At 67.6% G+C, this 18,478-nt stretch carries 11 protein-coding genes and 1 pseudogene; 3 read left to right on the top strand and 9 right to left on the bottom strand.

Going from position 1 to position 18,478, the window contains the following annotated elements:
• Positions 1-123: 123 nt before the first annotated feature.
• Together fadD6 and QJR12_RS07615 are read right to left on the bottom strand one after the other, a co-directional pair.
• The gene (gene fadD6 / locus QJR12_RS07620) at positions 124-1,932 is read right to left on the bottom strand and encodes a long-chain-acyl-CoA synthetase FadD6 (RefSeq protein ID WP_300580303.1); all 1,809 of its coding nucleotides are present in this window, start codon (positions 1,930-1,932) and stop codon (positions 124-126) included.
• A gap of 30 nt (positions 1,933-1,962) precedes the next feature.
• Positions 1,963-2,520 carry a TIGR00730 family Rossman fold protein gene (locus QJR12_RS07615; RefSeq protein WP_300580301.1) on the bottom strand — a complete coding sequence of 186 codons (558 nt, stop codon included), beginning with the start codon at positions 2,518-2,520 and terminating at the stop codon, positions 1,963-1,965.
• A gap of 85 nt (positions 2,521-2,605) precedes the next feature.
• On the opposite strand from QJR12_RS07615, the gene QJR12_RS07610 reads away from it, so the two are divergent.
• Entirely contained in the window at positions 2,606-4,888 is a 2,283-nt protein-coding gene (locus tag QJR12_RS07610) for an AAA family ATPase (RefSeq protein WP_300580299.1), read from the top strand.
• Positions 4,889-4,912: 24 nt separating this feature from the next.
• Here QJR12_RS07610 and dapE read toward each other — a convergent pair whose 3' ends face one another.
• Positions 4,913-5,998 carry a succinyl-diaminopimelate desuccinylase gene (dapE, locus tag QJR12_RS07605; RefSeq protein ID WP_300580298.1) on the bottom strand — a complete coding sequence of 362 codons (1,086 nt, stop codon included), beginning with the start codon at positions 5,996-5,998 and terminating at the stop codon, positions 4,913-4,915.
• Positions 5,999-6,047: 49 nt separating this feature from the next.
• On the opposite strand from dapE, the gene dapD reads away from it, so the two are divergent.
• Positions 6,048-7,001: a 2,3,4,5-tetrahydropyridine-2,6-dicarboxylate N-succinyltransferase gene (dapD, locus tag QJR12_RS07600; protein WP_300580296.1), complete on the top strand. Its 954-nt coding sequence runs from the start codon at positions 6,048-6,050 to the stop codon at positions 6,999-7,001.
• Positions 7,002-7,030: 29 nt separating this feature from the next.
• On the opposite strand, the gene QJR12_RS07595 is transcribed toward dapD, so the two are convergent.
• From QJR12_RS07595 to pruA, 3 genes are all read right to left on the bottom strand, one after another.
• Positions 7,031-8,455, bottom strand: coding sequence for an acyl-CoA synthetase (locus QJR12_RS07595; RefSeq protein WP_300580295.1), 1,425 nt, complete (start codon positions 8,453-8,455; stop codon positions 7,031-7,033).
• Between the two features lie 106 nt (positions 8,456-8,561).
• Complete coding sequence (locus QJR12_RS07590) at positions 8,562-9,530, bottom strand: proline dehydrogenase family protein (protein ID WP_300580293.1); 969 nt, start codon at positions 9,528-9,530, stop codon at positions 8,562-8,564.
• Positions 9,530-11,161 (bottom strand): L-glutamate gamma-semialdehyde dehydrogenase, encoded by a 1,632-nt coding sequence (gene pruA, locus QJR12_RS07585; protein ID WP_300580291.1) that lies wholly within the window; start codon positions 11,159-11,161, stop codon positions 9,530-9,532. The genes QJR12_RS07590 and pruA overlap by 1 nt, the downstream gene beginning before the upstream one ends.
• Positions 11,162-11,244: 83 nt before the next feature.
• Between pruA and QJR12_RS07580 the strand changes: the two genes are divergently transcribed.
• Positions 11,245-12,840: a helix-turn-helix domain-containing protein gene (locus QJR12_RS07580; protein WP_300580290.1), complete on the top strand. Its 1,596-nt coding sequence runs from the start codon at positions 11,245-11,247 to the stop codon at positions 12,838-12,840.
• A 253-nt stretch (positions 12,841-13,093) separates the two neighbouring features.
• Here the strand turns inward: QJR12_RS07580 and QJR12_RS07575 are convergent, their stop codons facing one another.
• The 3 genes and pseudogenes from QJR12_RS07575 to QJR12_RS07565 all read right to left on the bottom strand — a co-directional run bounded on the left by QJR12_RS07575 (position 13,094) and on the right by QJR12_RS07565 (position 18,451).
• Positions 13,094-14,008, bottom strand: a complete 915-nt coding sequence (locus tag QJR12_RS07575; protein WP_300580288.1) for a pseudouridine-5'-phosphate glycosidase — start codon at positions 14,006-14,008, stop codon at positions 13,094-13,096.
• 121 nt (positions 14,009-14,129) lie between these two features.
• Positions 14,130-16,103: pseudogene (locus QJR12_RS07570) on the bottom strand (APC family permease); the annotation flags it as partial.
• A 26-nt stretch (positions 16,104-16,129) separates the two neighbouring features.
• A complete protein-coding gene (locus QJR12_RS07565) occupies positions 16,130-18,451 on the bottom strand; it encodes an amino acid permease (protein ID WP_300580287.1) in 2,322 nt (773 codons plus the stop codon).
• Between the last annotated feature and the right edge of the window lie 27 nt (positions 18,452-18,478).

Genomic DNA, 18,478 nt, shown 5'->3' with positions numbered 1-18,478 from the left:
CTCCCCCAGACTCACGCCTGCGGTCGCTTACCGGCGGGCGTTTTCGGGCCGGCGCGCTCCCCCAGGCTCACGCCTGCGGTCGCTTACCGGCGGGCGTTTTCGGGCCGGCGCGCTCCCCCAGGCTCACGCCTGCGGTCGCTTACCGGCCGAAACTTCGTGGGGGTACTCGGCGTAGAACGGTACATAGCCCGCGTCGCGGCCGGCCAGCACGTACACCGGGTCGTTCACTCCCGGGCCATAGGCTTGCGCACGCAAGTCCACTTTTCGGGCCTTGAACGTCGAGGTATAGGACAACGACTCCACCACCCGCACGAACAGCGGCACCGCATATGCCGGCAGGCGATCGTACAGTGTGCGGGCCAGCGCCTGGCCGTCGAACTCGGCGCCGTCGCGCAGTTTGATCGCGGCCATCCCCGCGCGCCCACCGGTACCGGGTATCTCGACGCCGTAGACCGCGCATTCCTCCACGGCCTCATCGGCGGCCAACGCCGCTTCGACTTGCGTGGTGGCGACGTTCTCGCCCTTCCACCGGAACGTGTCGCCGAGCCGGTCGACGAACGCCGCGTGACCTAATCCCTGGGGACGCAGCACGTCGCCGGAATTAAACCAGCAATCACCGGCGCGGAAAGCGTTGCGCACCAACTTCTTCTCGCTGGCTTTCGGATCGGTGTAGCCGTCGAACGGCTGTAATCGGTTGACCGGGCTGAGCAGCAACCCGGGCTGTCCGCGTGGCACCCGGCGCACCCGGCCGGTCTCGTCGCGCAGCGGCTCACCGGTGTCCTGGTCGTAATCCACAAATGCCAACGGCAGTGGCGAAATCCCGGTGGTCTTAGGCACATTGAAGACGTTAATGAATGCGGTGTTGCCCTCGCTGGCGGCGTAAAACTCACACACCCGCGCGATGCCGAACCGGGTCGTGAACTCGTCCCAAATCTCCGGACGCAGCCCGTTGCCGGCGATCAGCCGCACCCGGTGCGCGCGATCGGTGGGCTTGGGAGGCTGGTTCAACAGATAACCGCAAAGCTCGCCGATGTAGATGAACGCCGTTGCATCACAGGCAATCACCTCATCCCAAAACCGTGAAGCGGAAAACGAGGCACCCAGCGCCAGCGTCGCACCGGAATTGATCACCGATGCCACCGCAACCGTCAGCGCGTTGTTGTGGTACAGCGGCAGGCAGCAATACAGCGTGTCGGAGGATTTCAGCCGTAAGCCCAATCCGCCGAACACGGCCAGCGCCCGCAGCCAGCGGTGGTGCGTCATCACGCTGGCTTTGGGGAATCCGGTTGTGCCCGAGGTGAAAATGTAAAACGCCGGGTCCTTGGCCAGCACCGCAGACACGGACCTGGGGTTGGCGGTGGGCGCGGTGGCGGCAAGCCCCGCCAGGTGCTCCGTTGTCAGTAACGCCCCATCACGTGCGTCGCAAGCACCGGCCGCGCCGGCCAGATCAGGTTCGACGACAAGGATTTTGGCTTCCAGGAGGGCCAGGCTGTGCGCGAGCACCTCACCGCGCTGATGGTAGTTGACCATGCCGGCGATCGCACCGCATTTGACCGCGGCCAGCATCAACAGCACCACGTCGGGCGAGTTCCGCGACATGATCCCCACGACATCGCCGCGGCCGACACCACGTGCGGCCAGCACTGCGGCGTAGCGGTTGGCGGTCGCGTTGGCCTCGCGGTAGGACAGCCGCCGGTCGCCGCACCGGAGGAAGGTCCGGTCCCCGAAACGAGCCGCCCGCCGCTGAAACACCTTGCCGATGGAGATCTTGGAATTCGGCTGGGGCAGTAGCCCCGTGAGCGCACCGCGGATGATCACCGGCAAGTCTGCCAACACGCCCGGTACCCCGGTTGCGATGTCGGCCAGGGAAACCGGCCTGACGTCGCAGCCGTGGTGTTCGCCCACGTCGTCCCCCGATTCGTCAACCAGCATTGGCGGCCAGCCTAACCGATCGATAACCGCTCAGCGGGGGCTGCAGGCCGCCAGCGCGGCGCTCACCTCATCGACCACCACCAGCCGGTCTAAGGCCGCCCGCGAGACGTAGCCGGTGTCGACCAGCCCGGAAAGCCAGGCCCGCAGGCCGTCGTAGTGCCCGACCGGGTCGAGCAGCACCACGGGTTTGTCATGCAACCCGAGATACCCCGCGGTCCACACTTCAAACAGCTCCTCCAGCGTTCCCAGGCCGCCCGGTAACGCGATGAACGCGTCCGCGCGGTCTTCCATGATCTGTTTGCGCTCCCGCATGGTCTCGGTGACGATCAGTTCGTCGGCAGCGTGGTCGGCCAGCTCGCGATGCACCAGCATTTTGGGGATCACGCCGACCGTACGGCCGCGGCGTGCCCGCGCCGCGGTGGCCAGAGCCCCCATCGCCGAGACGTTGCCCCCGCCCCACACCAAGGTCCAGCCCCGCTCGGCGACCGCCTCGCCGAGCCGGGCGGCCAGCGCCAGCAGCTCGCGGTGCGTGGGTCCGGACGCACAGTACACGCAGACGGCCCACTCGCCGGGGGAATCGGGGGACACACACCGAAAGGTAGACCACTGTTGCCCCGGTGCGCATTTCGCCCTATCGCCACGCCACCGGCGCCGCGCGCCGTAAAATCCGGCAGTGCCGTGGGTCACCGCGCTCAACGCCACCGAGCTGGACAGCGTGCAAACCGCCCTGCAGCATCCGCAACGCTCGGGGGTGATGCTGGCCGGGCCCGACGGCGTCGGGAAGACCCTGCTGGCCCGCATCACCGCCGAGGGATTCGCCCGAGAGCACCCGGGGAGCGTCCTTCGCTGGGTAAGGGGTACGGCTCCGGGGCGCAACGTGCCGTTCGGTGCCTTCCGGCGGCTGATCGACGTCGCCGCCGAGCCCGGGCGCCCGGCCGCGCTGCTGCGGGCGGCCCGCGACACCCTCACCCGCCACCACGAGGACCTGCTGCTGGTGGTCGACGACGCGCACGATCTCGACAACCTGTCCGCCACCATGGTGTACCAATTAGCCCTGGCCAAATCCGCCCGGCTTGTGGTTACGCTGAAATCCGGGCCGCCGGTTCCCGACGCCATCGCCGCGTTGGCCTCCGACGAGCTGCTCATCCGCATCGATCCCCAGCCCCTGGACAGGGCGCGCACGGCCACGGTGCTGGAGTCGGCATTGGGGGCGCCGCTGCGGCCCGGTGCCCTCGAGCAGGTTTTCGCGCGCAGCCAGGGTAACCCGCTGTATCTGCGGCATCTGGTCCACGACGGCGGCATGCTGCGTGCGGACGACGGATGGCGGTGCCGTGACGAGCCTCCCCTGGCGTTGGCGGACCTGATCGACGCATACCTGAGCGCACTGCCCGCCCCGGCGCGCACGGTGCTGAACTACCTGGCCGTCGCGGAGCCGCTTACCCGGACCGACCTGGCCGCACTGACCGGTGAGCGGGCCGTCGAGCGGGCCGAAGCGGCGGGCGCGGTCATCGCCGACGGAGCGGACCAGATCTACGCCGCCCATCCGCTCTATGTGCACCGCGCCGGCGCCGCCCTGGGAGCCCATGCTCGTGCCCTGCGCACGTCGGTGCTCGCGCAGCTGGCAACACATCCGGTCAACCATGCCAGTGACCGGCTGCGGCTGGCCGCACTGGCCGCCGACAGCGATACCCCGGGAACGGTCGCAGACCTCGCGGCCGCGGCCAACCTGGCGCTGGGGCTGGGTGAGCTGACGCTGGCCGAACGCCTGGCGCGGACCGGCTTGGAGCGGTCGGGGGGGCTGGCGGCGCGGCTGCCGCTGGCGCACGCGCTGGCTTGGCAGGGCCGCGGCCGCGAAGCGGGCGCGCTGCTGGCGGCGGTAAACCCTGACCAGCTGTCCGAGACCGAGCTGCTGGCCTGGGCGCTGCCCCGGGCGGCGAACCAGTTCTGGATGCTCAGCGAGCCGGAGCGGGCCACCGCATTCCTGCAGGCCACCCGCAGCCGGGTCACGGCGCCCACCGCGCGCCTCACCCTCGACGCGCTGGCGGCGACCTTCGCGATGAATGCGGGCGCTCCGCTGCGCGCGCTTCAGTTGGCCCGCGAGGTGTTGGCCGCACCCCAGGCCGACGAGACGGCCATCGGGTGGGCGGCGTCGACCGCGGCGCTGTGCTCGGCCCGCATCGGCCGGCTCGATGACGTCGAGTCGCTCGCCGCCCGGGCGCTGACGGTCGCGCATCCGGGTTTGTTGCGCTTCACCAGCGGCTTCGGCCGGGTCACCGCGCTGGTCATGGCGGGACGCCTGCAGGAGGCGCGTGCGTTGGCGCAACGCTACACCGACTTCGCCGAGCTGCAGCAGCCCGGCCGGGCGATCGGTGAGGTCCTGGTGGGCTACGTGGCGATCGCCCAGGGCGACCTCGAGGCCGCCGTTGCGCTGCTGGGGCGGGCCGCCGACGCGTTGACCCCGACGGGCTACTCGTGGGGCCCGCTGTCGTTGATGCTGCTCGCGCAGGCCCTCGGGCAACGGGGCGATCAATTTGAGGCAGCAAAGGTTGTCCACCGGGCCGAGTCCCGGCACGGCCTGAAATCGGCCCTGTTCGCTCCCGAGCTGGCCCTGGCCAGGGCGTGGTCGATGGCGGCACGCGGCGACGCGACGGGCGCGATCGGCGCGGCCCGCGAGGCGGTGCAGGCCGCCGAACGCGCCGGGCAAACGGCGATCGCGCTGCGCGCGCTGCAGGATGCGGCACGACTCGGTGACATCCGGGCGGTGTATCGCGCCGAACGGCTGTCATTCGAGGTCGACTGTGCGCTCGGCCGGCTCACCGTCGCCCATGCCCGCGCGCTGGCGGCCGGCGATGCCCGCGCGTTGGCGCAGGTAGCCGACGACTTGGCCGCCGCGGGGATGCACCCTGCAGCCGCTGACGCCGCCGCGCAGGCGCAACGCACCCAGCCCGTCGGCTAGCCGGGCCGGTCAGGGCGCGGCCGGTCAGGCGGCGCGGCCCATCAGGTAGCGGCGCAGCAGCTCGGTGGCGGCGGTGATCTGGGCCACCGGTACCCGCTCGTCCCGCCGGTGCGCCAGATTGGGGTCACCCGGCCCGTAGTTGACCGCCGGGATGCCCAGCGCGGCGAATCGCGACACATCGGTCCAGCCGTATTTCGCCCGGACCCGCCCGGCGGCGGCGGCGACCAAGGTTTTGACGGCGGGCTCGGATAAGCCGGGCCGCGCGCCGGCGGCGGCGTCGATCTGCTCGATCTGCACGTCGAGGCCGTCGAACACGTCCCGCACATGCCGCAGCGCCGCGGCCACCGAGCGGTCGGGGGCAAAGCGGTAGTTGACCGTCACCGATGCCATGTCGGGGATCACGTTTCCGGCGACACCGCCCTCGATCCGCACCGCCGATAACCCTTCCCGGTAGGCGCAGCCGTCAATCTCGACGGTGCGGGCCCGGTACCCGGCCAGCCGGTCCAGCACCGCACCCAGCTTGTGGATGGCGTTGTCGCCCAGCCAGGAGCGAGCGGAGTGGGAGCGGGTTCCCGTCGTGCGGATGACGGCGCGCAGGGTGCCCTGGCAGCCGGCCTCGACGTAACCTCCGGTGGGCTCGCCCAGGATGGCCACGTCGGCGGACAGCCACGCCGGCAATTCGCGTTGGATGCGGCCCAATCCGTTTGCCGCCGCTTCGATTTCCTCGCAGTCGTAAAACACCAGCGTCAGGTCGGGCACCGGCTCGGCGATCGTGGCGGCCAAGTGCAGAAACACCGCGCAGCCGGATTTCATGTCCACCGTCCCGCAGCCGTGCAGGAGGTCGCCTTCTTCGCCGGCCGAGCGGCGGCTGGGCAGGTTTCCGTCCGCCGGTACGGTGTCGAGATGCCCGGCCAGCAGCACCCGCGACGGGCGGTGGCGCCGGGTGCGCGCCAGCACGGCGTTGCCGGTGCGGACGATCTCGAAGCCTGACGTCTGCGCACGCAGCGCGGCCTCCACTTCATCGGCGATGCGCGCCTCGTGTCGTGACTCGCTGGGGATGTCGACCAGCGCCGCGGTCAGCTCGACCGGGTCCCCGCGTAGGTCCAACACGCACCCAGCCTAACGGCGCCCGTTCCCGTGTTCCGGCCCGACAAGTAGCGTGGCGGACATGACAGCAGCCTCGGGCATCGGGTTGGCGACCCTGAGCGCGGACGGGTCGGTTCTCGACACCTGGTTTCCCGCACCGGAACTGACCGGTTCGGGTCAAAGCGGCACGGCGCGCCTGCCGGTGACCGAGGTGCCCGACGACCTGGCCGCGCTGGTGGGCCGCGACGAGGACCGCGGCACCGAAACGGTTGCGGTGCGCACCGTGATCGCCTCGCTGGCCGACGCCGCCACCGACGCCTACGACGCCTACCTGCGACTGCATCTGCTCTCGCACCGGCTGGTCGCGCCGCACGGGCTGAACGCCGCCGGCCTGTTCGGGGTGCTGACCAACGTGGTGTGGACTAATCACGGACCCTGCGCGGTGGACGGTTTCGAGGCGGTACGGGCCCGGCTGCGCCGCCGCGGGCCGGTGATCGTGTACGGCGTCGACAAGTTTCCGCGGATGGTCGACTACGTGATCCCGAGCGGGGTGCGCATCGCCGACGCCGACCGGGTGCGTCTCGGCGCGCACTTGGCGCCGGGTACCACGGTGATGCACGAGGGATTCGTCAACTACAACGCCGGCACTTTGGGGGCGTCGATGGTGGAAGGCCGCATCTCGGCGGGCGTGGTGGTCGGCGACGGATCCGACATCGGCGGCGGAGCCTCCATCATGGGCACCCTGTCCGGCGGGGGCAAGCACGTCATCTCGATCGGGAAACGCTGCCTGCTGGGGGCCAATTCCGGGCTGGGCATCTCGCTGGGCGATGACTGCGTTATCGAGGCCGGCCTATACGTCACCGCGGGCACCAAGGTCACCCTGCCCGACGGCACGTCGGTCAAGGCCCATGAGCTGTCCGGTCGCAGCAATCTGCTGTTCCGCCGCAATTCGCTGACCGGCGCCGTCGAGGTGGTGTCCCGCGACGGTCAGGGCATCGATTTGAACCCCGAGCTGCACGCCAACTAGCAACCGGCGGATGAGCACGACCGGTTGCCCTATGCCATCAGCTCCTTTTTGAGCACCTTACCCATCGGGTTGCGTGGCAACGAATCTACGATCCGCACCTCACGCGGGCGCTTGTGCAACGAGAGCTGTTGAGCTACAAAGGAAATCAAATCATTCGGTCGGGCGTCCCCAACGACGAACGCGACGATTCGCTGACCGAGATCCTCGTCGGGCAGGCCGACGACCGCCACCTCCGCCACCCCCGGATGCCCGAGCAGCGCCGTCTCGATTTCCCCGGCGCCGATCCGATATCCCCCCGACTTGATCAGGTCGACCGACTCGCGCCCCACGATGCGGTGCATGCCACCACTATCGACCACCGCGACATCACCGGTTCGATACCAGCCGCCGGCGTCGAACGCTTCGGCGGTGGCTCCCGGACGGTTGAGGTACCCGTCGAACAGCGTGGGGCCCCGAACCTGCAGCCGCCCGACGGTCTTGCCGTCATGCGCAACCTCGGCTCCGGCGTCGTCGAGCAGCCGGGTCTGCACACCGGTCAGCGGCAGACCGACCCAGCCCGGGCGGCGCTCGCCGTCCGCACGGGTGGACAGCGTGATCAGCGATTCGGTGGTGCCGTACCGTTCCACCGGGGCGTGACCGGTCAGCCGCGCCAGTCGCTCGAACACCGGAACCGGAAGCGGGGCGCTTCCGGAAACCAGCAACCGCGCCGAACGCAGCTCCCGGGCCGCCGCCGGGTCGGCCACCACCCGCGACCACACCGTCGGGACACCGAAATACAGCGTGCCACCGCCGGCAGCAGCGGCCCGCGCATACTCGATCGGTGTGGGTTTTCCGGTGTGCACGAAGCGGTTTCCGATACGAAGTGACCCGAGCAGGCCCAACACCAAGCCGTGCACGTGAAACAGCGGAAGCCCGTGGACCAAGGTGTCCTCGGCGGCCCACTGCCAGGCCTGCGCCAGCGCGTCCAGGTCCGCGGCGATCGCCCGCCGGCTCAGCTGCACCCCTTTCGGTGGACCGGTGGTGCCCGATGTGTAGATCACCAGCGCGGTGGCGTCCGCGGACGGCTCCGGGTAACTGTGCGAGGAGCTGGCCCGCAGCCGTACCGGGATATGGGGCAGGTCTTCTCCCTCCGTTTCTCCTTGCGCAGGGCGCTCCCCCAGCCAAGCCTGGGCCCCGGAGTCGGACAGGATGTGCCGCCGTTCGGCCACGCCGACTTCGTCGGGCACCGGGACCGCAACCACACCGGCCATCAGACAGCCGGTGATCGCCAGCACCGTGGCCACCGTGGGTGTGGCCAGCACAGCAACCCGCTGCACACCGTCGACCCGCTCGGCAACCGACATCGCGGCCCCGACCAGATCGCTGCGGCTCAGCGTGACGTCACCAATGCGAACAGCGTCGGCAAGGTCACGTCCGGCGGTTGCCGCCGAGGGATTCAAGGAGGTCAGCAGCATGCCAGCGAGGTTACCGTCCGCCTTCCGCGGCGCCACCGGGGTCATTGCGCCCGCCGCTTCACCTGGGCGCCCACCGCGCCCGAAACAGGAACGCACATCACCAGCCTCACCGCCACCGTTCCGTCAGCGCCTGCCAGAAGAACGCCAAGTTCGCCGGCCGCTCGGCCAGCCGCCGCACGAAATATCCGTACCACTGGGTGCCGAAGGGCACATACACTCGCACCGAGTACCCGGCGCCGACCAGCCGCCGCTGCTCGGCGTCGCGGATGCCATACAGCATCTGATACTCGAAATCCTCAGCAGTGCGCCCACATTCTACAGCAAGTGCCGGCACGGCATCGATCACGGCCGGGTCATGCGACGCCACCATCGGATAGCCCGAGCCGGCCATCAGCACCCGAAGACAGCGCAGATACGCTGCGGTGACGGCGCTCCGCTCACGATAGGCGACCGCGGCGGGCTCGTCGTAAGCACCCTTGACCAACCGGATTCGTGCACCGGCGGCGGCGAATTCCTCACAATCGGCGAGCGTACGGTGCAGGTACGCCTGCAAAGCCAAGCCCAGCCACGGGAAGTCGGCCCGCAGTTCGCGGAAGATCGACAGCGTCGAATCCGTGGTGGCGGAGCTTTCCGCGTCCACCGTCACCCACACACCGACGCGCTGCGCCGCAGCGCAAATCGCGGACACGTTCTCCCGGGCTATCTTCTCGCCGTCACGGCGAAGCGCCTGCCCCACCGCGGAGAGCTTCAGTGACACCTCCAGCGGCCGCACGCCATTGCGGTCGGCGCCGCCGCACCGCCCCAGCGCGTCGACCACCTCCAGATAGACCTGAACCGCCGCGTTGGCGCCGTCGCGATCGGTGGTCTCCTCGCCTAAATAGTCGACGCTGATGTAACGGCCCGACTTCCGCAGTCCCGCTATGCTTTCCAGCACCGCGTCGATGCTTTCCCCCGCCACGAATCTGCGCACCACCTTGCGGGTCACCGGCATTCGTTCGGCGGCGCGACGCAGCCTTTCCGACCGGCTGGCTGCCAGGATCGCCGGTCGTGCGGTGCTGGCGAACAATTCCAACATCACTCGGCGGCCAGGTGCGGGTAGGTGTGCTCGGTCGGCGGGACGAACGTCTCCTTGATCGAACGCGCCGACGTCCAGCGCATCAGATTCAGCATCGACCCGGCCTTATCGTTGGTCCCCGATCCGCGTGAACCACCGAACGGCTGCTGACCGACCACGGCGCCGGTCGGCTTGTCGTTGATGTAGAAGTTTCCGGCCGCAAAGCGCAGCCGCTCTTGCGCGGCCGCAACCGCGCCGCGGTCTTCGGCGATGACGGCGCCGGTCAGCGCATAGCGCGACCCGATGTCGATGACCTCGAGGATCCGCTCGTAGTGCTCGTCGGGGTAAATGTGCACCGACAGGATCGGCCCGAAATACTCCGTCGAGAATGCCTCATCGGACGGATCGTCGCCCAGCAACACGGTGGGCCGAACGAAATAGCCGACGCTGTCGTCATATTCACCACCGACAGCGATGGTGATACCGGCAGTCCCTTTCGCGCGCTCGATAGCGTTGACGTTTTTGGCGAAGGCACGCTCATCGATCAGCGCGCCGCCGAAGTTGGACAAGTCGGTGACGTCGCCGTAGCGTAGCGCCGCGGCCGCATCGAGGAATTCATCGCCCATCCGCTGCCACACCGACTGCGCGATGAACGCACGCGATGCCGCCGAGCACTTTTGCCCCTGATACTCGAACGCCCCCCGGATCAGCGCGGTGCGCAGCACATCTGGCCGCGCCGAGGCGTGGGCCACCACGAAGTCTTTGCCGCCGGTCTCCCCGACCACCCGAGGATAGCTGAGGTAGCGACCGACATTGGCGCCTACCTGCTGCCACAGGTGTTGGAAGGTAGCGGCCGAGCCGGTGAAGTGAATGCCGGCTAGCCGCGAATCACTAAGGGCCACATCTGAAACTGCGTACCCATCGCCGGTGACCATATTGATCACGCCGGGCGGCAGCCCGGCGGTTTCCAGCAACCGCATCGTCAGATACGCCGCCAGCGTCTGGGTGATCGACGGTTTCCACACCACGGTGTTACCCATCAGCGCGGGTGCGGTGGGCAGGTTACCGGCGATAGCCGAGAAATTGAACGGCGTGATCGCGTAGATGAACCCATCCAGCGGTCGGTAGTCGATACGATTCCACTGCCCCCGGGGACTGATCGGCTGCTGCGCGAGAAGCTGACGGGCGAACGCCACGTTGAACCGCCAGAAATCGGCGAGTTCGCACGCCGCGTCGATCTCGGCCTGATAGACCGACTTGGACTGGCCGAGCATGGTTGCGGCGACCATCTTTTCCCGCCACGGACCGGTCAGCAGATCGGCGGCACGCAAGAAGACCGCAGCACGCTCGTCGAACGGTGTGGCCGCCCAATGTTGTTTGGCTTCCATTGCGGCTTCGATAGCGGCCGCGGCGTCGGCGTGGGTGGCGTTGGTCAGCGTGCCCAGTGTTGCGGCATGCCGATGCGGCTGCACCACATCGATGCGTTGCCCGGCGCCCATCCGGTGCTCGCCGGCGATGACATGGGGCAGATCGATCGGCTCGGCGGCCAGCGCGGCCAGGGCGGTGCGCACCCGGGCGCGTTCGGGGGACCGCGGTGCGTATTCGCGGACCGGCTCGTTGAAAGGCAGGGGTACCTCGGTGATCGCGTCCATGCTGTCAGGATCGCGCGCGCAAACGCCAAACTGGCTGTCTGATCGGACAAGGTTTATAGGTAGCTATCGTATGCTTGGACAATATGCGGGCAGTCGGGGTCGGGTTGGGTCAGCTGCTGCTCGCGTTGGACGCCACCATGGTCAGCCTGGTGGATGCCCCCCGCGGCCTGGACCTGCCGGTGGCGTCGGCGGCGCTGGTGGATTCCGACGATCTGCGGCTGGGCCTGGCTTCCGGCGCAGACTCGGCCGATGTCTTCTTTCTCCTTGGTGTCACCGACGCCGAGGCGCTGGAATGGATCGCTAAACCGGGTGGGCAGCTCCCGGTGGCCATCTTCGTCAAGCAGCCCTCAGATGAGCTGGTGGCCAGGGCGGCGATGGCCGGGACCGCGGTGGTGGCCGTGGAGCCGCGGGCCCGCTGGGAGCGGCTTTACCGGCTGGTCAACCATGTGCTCGAGCATCGCCGCACCGACCCGCTGACCGACTCGGGAACCGACCTGTTCGGTCTGGCACAGTCTTTGGCCGACCGCATCCACGGGATGGTCAGCATCGAGGACGAACAGTCGCATGTGCTTGCGTATTCGGCCTCCAACGACGAGGCCGATGAGTTGCGCCGGCTGTCCATCCTGGGTCGCGCCGGCCCACCCGAGCATCTGGAATGGATTGCGCAGTGGGGCATCTTCGAGGCGCTGCGAACCAGCGGTCGGGTAATCCACGTCGCGGAGCGACCCGAGCTGGGGTTGCGGCCGCGGCTGGCGATCGGAATTCACCATCCCCCGCCGGACTCCCGCCGCGCACCGGTGTTCGCCGGCACCATCTGGGTCCAGCAGGGCTCGCGACCGCTGGCCGAGGACGCCGAGGAGATGTTGCGTGGAGCCGCGGTGCTGGCGGCCCGCATCATGTCGCGGCTGGCGACCCGGCCCTCGATAGCTGCGCTGCGGGTGCAGCAACTGTTGGGGCTGCGTGACCCGGATCCGGCCGACGGCGGCTCGCCTGCGGAGAGCTCTGCGCTCATCGCCCGCGAACTCGGCATCGCCGCCGATGGGACGGCCGCGGTGATCGGTTTCGACACCGCCGATCACCGAGTGGGGTTGACCGATGTCTTGGCATTGAGCGCCAGCGCTTTTCGTGGTGATGCCCAAGTCGCCTCGAAAGGCTCACGGGTGTATGTGCTGCTGCCGCAGGCCGCGAATTCCCGGTCGGTGACCTCGTGGATCCGCGGCACCATCGCGGCGCTGCGCAGCGAGCTGGGTGTCGAGCTACGGGCTGTCATCGCCGCCCCGATCACCGGGCTGACCGGGGCGGCGGCGGCGCGCAAAGAGGTCGACCGGGTGCTGGACAGCGCTGAGCGCCACCCGATGTCCATCGGTCAGGTGAGCTCACCGGCCGAGGCGCGCACCGCCGTGCTGCTCGACGAGATCGTGACGATGGTGGGTGCCGACGAGCGGCTGATCGACCCACGGATCCGCGATCTGCGGGCGGCCAACCCGGTGCTGGCCGAGACGCTGCGAGCCTACTTGGACAGCTTCGGAGATATCGCGGCCGCCGCCCGGCAGCTGCATGTCCACTCCAACACGGTGCGTTATCGGGTGCGCCGGATCGAGAAACTGCTGTCAACGTCATTGGCCGATCCGGATGTGCGGCTGCTGTTTTCGCTTAGCCTGCGGGCAACCGATCGTTGAGCCCCGGAACCTGGTGTCTTGACTGTCGCAGTCGTGCGGCGGTCGCAACCTAGGCCAGTTCGTCGTCGCGGTATTTGTCAAGGTCGGGGAAAGTCGCCTGTTGCTTCTGGTCGGGTGTCTGCCTACCGACCAATTACCTGCGCCGCCGCACCTGTCGACAACAGCGCGATGGCGCATCAACGCCGAACCCGCAGTCAACACAACAATTTTGCCAATTATGCAGAATTTTGCCAATTATGCAGAATTTTGCCAATTATGCAGCGGCGTACGCGGCGGCGACCTCCGCGGCCAACCGGGCATTGGACAACACCAGTGCGATGTTGGCGGCCACCGACGCGCCGCGGGTCTCCCGGTGAAAAAAGTCAAGCAGGAATGGGGTGACGTCCTTGCCACGCACACCGCTCGCCTCGGCGGCAGCCAGGCCGGCGGCGAGCACCCGATCGTGCAGCGCGCGGTCCATCTCCTCGTCGGCCGCGATCGGGTTGGCCAATACCAGCCCGTAGCCGTCGGTGCCCACCCGGCGGCGGGCGCGCAGCACCTCGGCGGCCTGTGCCGGCGTCTCCACCCGCCAGCCGATCGGGTAACCGGAGTCGGCCAGATAAAAGCCGGGGAACCGGTCGGTGCGGTAGCCGATCACCCCGATATTGAGAGTCTCCAGCCGCTCCAGGGTGGCCGCGACGTCCAGGATCGATTTGACACCCGCGCACACCACCAGCACCCCGGTCCGCGAAAGGGTCATGAGATCAGCGGATTCGTCCCAGCTGTCGCGCGCCCCCCGGTGCACGCCCCCCAGCCCGCCGGTGGCCACAACCGTGATGCCCGCCGCCGCCGCGAAGTGCGCGGTCGAGGCGACCGTCGTCGCCCCGTCCCCGCCCCGGGCCGCTAGCGCCGCGGCATCGCGGACACCGACCTTGACCACCGCGTCGCCGTCTGCGATGCGTCGTAGCAGCGCATCGTCCAGGCCGATGTGCGGCTGGCCGCCGATAATCGCAATCGTGGCCGGCACCGCCCCGCCGGAGCGCACCGCCTGCTCGATCTCCCGCGCGATGCCGAGGTTGTCGGGACGCGGTAGACCGTGACTGATGATGGTGCTCTCCAGCGCGACGACGGGCCTGCCGGCGGCCAGCGCGTCCGCGACTTCGGGATGAATCCGCAGCTGGCTAGGCACGGCTTACACCCTACGTGACCGGGCACAATGCACCCCGGCGTGGCGCAACGGCCTGGCCGGCCACAAGCCAGGGCGTGCCTGGCGAGGGTTTCGGTGCGAGGATTCGCGTCTACACGGCGCCGATTTCCTGCGCGACCTGTTGCGCGCAAGCCTCGGGGACCGCCCGTGCTATCCGCGACCCGATGTCGTAGGGCACGATTATTGCGGTCGCACCCGGGATGCGGCTGACGGCCCGGGCCATCTTGTCTGCCGTCGCGTCATGAAGCAGCCGGCCCACCAGCGGCGGGTATTCCCGACGCGGCAACAGCACCGTCACCTTGGTGTCGGGTTGTTCGTCTTGCACCTGCAAGACCAGTTCTTGTGCGGCCCGGCTAACGTTTCGATCCGGGCAGTCGATCACCCGCAGCGCGGTGTCGCCATCGAACTCCCCCCAACTCTCGCACAACTGCGCGGCGTGGGCCGCATCCACCACGAAGTGCACCGCGGTCAGCTCGTCTGCGCGCAGGTCTTTGGCGTAGCTCAGCGCTTCGATCTCGGCGAGGTCGACCGAATCCACGAAGAGGAACACCCGATGCCGCGCGTAGTTGCACAACTCCGGACGCTGGTGCTCGGTGCGCGACATCTCCAGGACGGCTGCCTCGGCGCGGTACTGCCGGTTGAGCCGCATCAATGCCAGCACCAGCAGGGGGAAGACCACGACGATCAGCCAGGCCCCCTCGGTGAACTTGGCCACCACGAAGATCCCCACCACGATCGTCGAGATGATTCCGGCGCCCAGGTTGATCGCCAGCTGGCGTCGCCAGCCCGACCGGCGATGTGTGACATGGTGGCGGGCCATGCCATAGCCGGCCATCGCGAACGCGGTGAACACACCGATCGCATACAGCGGCACCAGTTCGTGGACCTTGCCACCGGTCACTAGCAGCAGTATCACCGCCAAGGCGGTCAGCGTGATGATGCCGTTGGAAAACTGCAGACGATGTCCGCGCTTGGTCAGCGGTCGCGGCAGAAAACGGTCCTCGGCCACAAAGCTCGCCATCGGCGGAAAACCACTGAAGCTGGTGTTCGCGCCCGTGAAGAGGATCGCCGCGCTCGCGGTCTGCACGAGCAAATACATGCTGTTGCCGATCACGCCGCCGCCGAACACCGCACGGGCGACCTCGGAGAGCATCGATGGATACCCGGCGACATACGGTGTGGCGTGAGTGGCACGAACCAGATACACCACACCCACCAATAAAAACCCGAGGATGCCGGCCATTGCGGTGAGGATCCGACGCGCATTAACACCCTGTGGCTCGCGAATGTAATTGACCGCGTTGGAAATCGCCTCGACACCGGTCAGCGACGTGCCGCCGTTGGCGAAAGCGCGCAGCAACACCAGAATCGTCGCGCCCATCACCAGCCCGCTGCCTTGATGAACCGGCACCGCTCCGGCGATGTGCGCCGGATCGTATTTCGGTAAACCCCAGACGACTTCGCGGAACACCCCGACGGCGATCATCACCGTGAGCATGATGACAAACGAGTAGGTCGACACCGCGAACATCCGCCCGGACTGCCGCATCCCGCGCAGGTTGGCATAACAGATCAGCAGCACCGCGGCCACGGTGATTTCCAGATGGTAGGGACGCAGCTGGGGTATCGCCGACACCACCGCTATTGTGCCCGCGGCACACTGCACGGCCACCGTGACCACGTAGTCGATCAGCAGCGCCGCGGCCGCGACCTGCGCCACCCGCGGACCGAAATTCTCCCGCGCCACCACATAAGAGCCCCCGGCTCGGGTGTAGGCCATAACGACCTGCCGATATGACGCGGTCACCAGCGCCAAAACCAGCAAGAGGACACCGGTGATCGGCAACACCAGCACGAACGCGGCCAACCCGGCGCTCGGCAGCAACGAGATCATCATCTGCTCAGGCCCGTAGGCGGTTGAGGAAATCGCGTCGGGGGAAAACGCGCCCAATGCCACCGGATTGGACAATCTCTCCGATTCCAGGTGCTCGGTGGTCAGTGGTTTTCCCAAAAAGATGCGTTTGCACGAGTCGCCGATCGACGGCGAGACGCCGAAGGGCTCAGCCGATGAGGTCACAGCCGCAGCTGTGGTAGCCGATGTTGTCACAACACCTCACTTTCTCGGTACTCGACGACGTGGTAGCTCGGGTCGACCATCGATAGGGCCCGCCCGCCGTTGCGGCGTGCCTTGCCGCTGATCCGCACCAGCTGACCGGTGCGGATATCCGCACCCTGACCGGGATGAAACAGCACCCCGACTTCTCCGCTGTCATCCTCGACGACCACCCGCCGAAACGTTCGTCCGCCTTTGCTGATCTCGTCGATCCGGCGGACCCGGCCCTCGATGGTGGCCCGCCGCCCGGCGATCAGGCCCTGCACCGCGGTGACCGCCGCAGGCGGCCGGAAATGTTGGTAGTCCTGCCCGCGCGAAATCCAGCCCTGCAGGGTGCCGAGCCCCCGCGCGCTCCATCGCCCGAAACGACCCGGGATCGCCTGCGCGATCCGAGAGTCGATGTCATAGGGCACGATCAGCGCGGTCGCACCCGGGACCCGGCTGACCGCCCGGCCCAACTTGTCCGCGGTGCGGTCATGAAGCAGCCGGCCCACCAGCGGCGCGTGGCCGCGCCGCGGCAACACCACCGTCACCTTGGTGTCCGGATTGTCATTGCGCGCCCGCACCACCAGCTCTTGTGCGGCCCGGCTCAGGTTGCGATCCGCGCAATCCACCAGCCGTAGCGGGGTGTCGGGATCAAAGCGTTGCCAGCGCTGCTGCAGCCGCGCGGCATGATCCGCGTCCACCACCAAGTGCACCGCGGTCAGCTCATCGCCGCGCAATTCCTTGGCGTAGCGCAGCGCCTGCCGCTCAGCAAGATCAATCGAATCCACCAATACCAACACCCGATGCCACGCGAAACCGAGCGACTCGGTACGCTCGCGCACCTCGCGCGACATCTTGAGAACCGCTGCCTCCGCCCGATACTGGCGGTTGAGTCGCATCAACGTGAACACCAGCGCGGGAAAGATGACGACGATCAGCCAGGCGCCTTCGGTGAACTTCGCCACCGCGAAGATCCCCACCACCAGTGTCGACAAAATCCCCGCCGACAAGTTGATCACCAGTTTGTGCCGCCAGCCTGGCTGCCGGTGCCTCAGATGGTGTTTGGTCATGCCGTAGCCGGCCATCGCGAATGCGCTGAACACACCCATCGCAAACAGCGGGATCAAGGCGTTGACCGAGCCGTGCGTCACCAGCAGCAGTGCCACCGCCAGCACGGTCAACGTGATGATGGCCGTCGAGAACACCAGCCGGTGACCGCGTTTCATCAACGGACGTGGTAGAAAACGGTCCTCGGCAACGAAATTGGCCAGCGCCGGAAAGCCATTGAAACTGGTATTCGCCCCGTTGTACAGGATCGCCGCACTTGAGGCCTGCAGCGAGAAATACAGGATGTTCCCGATGACCCCACCGCCGAAAACCGCCCGGCCGATCTCCGAGAGCATCGACGGGTATCCGGCGACAAACGGGGTGGCCCGGGTAACATAGGCCAGCCAGGCAACCCCCGCCAACAATAGACCGAGGATCCAGGCCATGACAGTGAGCACGCGGCGGGCATTGGGTCCTTGCGGATCACGAAAGACATTGACCGTGTTAGAGATTGCCTCAACACCGGTCAGCGACGAGCCGCCGTTGGCGAACGCCCGCAGTATCACCAGGATGGTCGCACCCATCACCAGTCCGCTGCCCTGATGGACCGGAACCGCCCCGTCAAGGTGCTGCGGATCATATTTCGGTAAACTCCAAAAAATTTCGCGCATCAGACCGATCACGGTCATTAGCGTGAGCATCCCGACGAACCAATAGGTCGGCACCGCAAAAGTCCGGCCCGCCTCCCGCAATCCACGCAGATTGGCATAACAAAACAGCAGCACCGCACCCACGGTGATTTCCAGGCTGTAGGGGCCCAGTGGCGGTATCGCCGAGGCGACCGCCACCGTGCCGGCGGCGCACTGGATCGCCACCGTGACCACATAGTCGATCAACAATGCGGCGGCGGCGATCTGCGCCACCCGGGGCCCGAAATTCTCCCTCGCGACCACATAGGATCCGCCGGCTCGGGTGTAGGCCATGACGACCTGCCGATACGACGCGGCCACCAGCGCCAGAATCAGCAAGATGACCCCGGTGATCGGAAGCAACAACATGAACGCCGCCATCCCCGCTGCGGGCAACAATTCGATCATGATCTGCTCTGGGCCATATGCGGTCGATGAGATCGCATCTGGTGACAGTGCACCGAGGGCAACCGGATTCGACAATCGCTCCGTTTCCAGCCGCTCGCTAATCAGCGGCCTTCCCAGAAAAATGCGCTTGCACACGTCGGAAAAAGACAGCGGGGTGCTCAACCGGTGAGCCGATGATGTCACATCACTCCTTACCCGAAGCGCTGGCCG

The sequence above is a fragment of the Mycobacterium sp. genome, from assembly GCF_029961025.1.
Taxonomy (GTDB): domain Bacteria; phylum Actinomycetota; class Actinomycetes; order Mycobacteriales; family Mycobacteriaceae; genus Mycobacterium.
The sequence above is the reverse complement of the archived record's forward strand: the minus strand, read 5'-3'. Positions and strand labels throughout refer to the sequence as shown.

Excerpts from the sequence above, each read along its gene's own strand:
- fadD6 (WP_300580303.1), bottom strand. The coding sequence starts at position 1,932 with ATGCTGGTTGACGAATCGGGGGACGACGTGGGCGAACACCACGGCTGC.
- QJR12_RS07595 (WP_300580295.1), bottom strand. The coding sequence starts at position 8,455 with ATGCTGCTGACCTCCTTGAATCCCTCGGCGGCAACCGCCGGACGTGAC.
- QJR12_RS07590 (WP_300580293.1), bottom strand. The coding sequence starts at position 9,530 with ATGTTGGAATTGTTCGCCAGCACCGCACGACCGGCGATCCTGGCAGCC.
- pruA (WP_300580291.1), bottom strand. The coding sequence starts at position 11,161 with ATGGACGCGATCACCGAGGTACCCCTGCCTTTCAACGAGCCGGTCCGC.
- QJR12_RS07580 (WP_300580290.1), top strand. The coding sequence starts at position 11,245 with ATGCGGGCAGTCGGGGTCGGGTTGGGTCAGCTGCTGCTCGCGTTGGAC.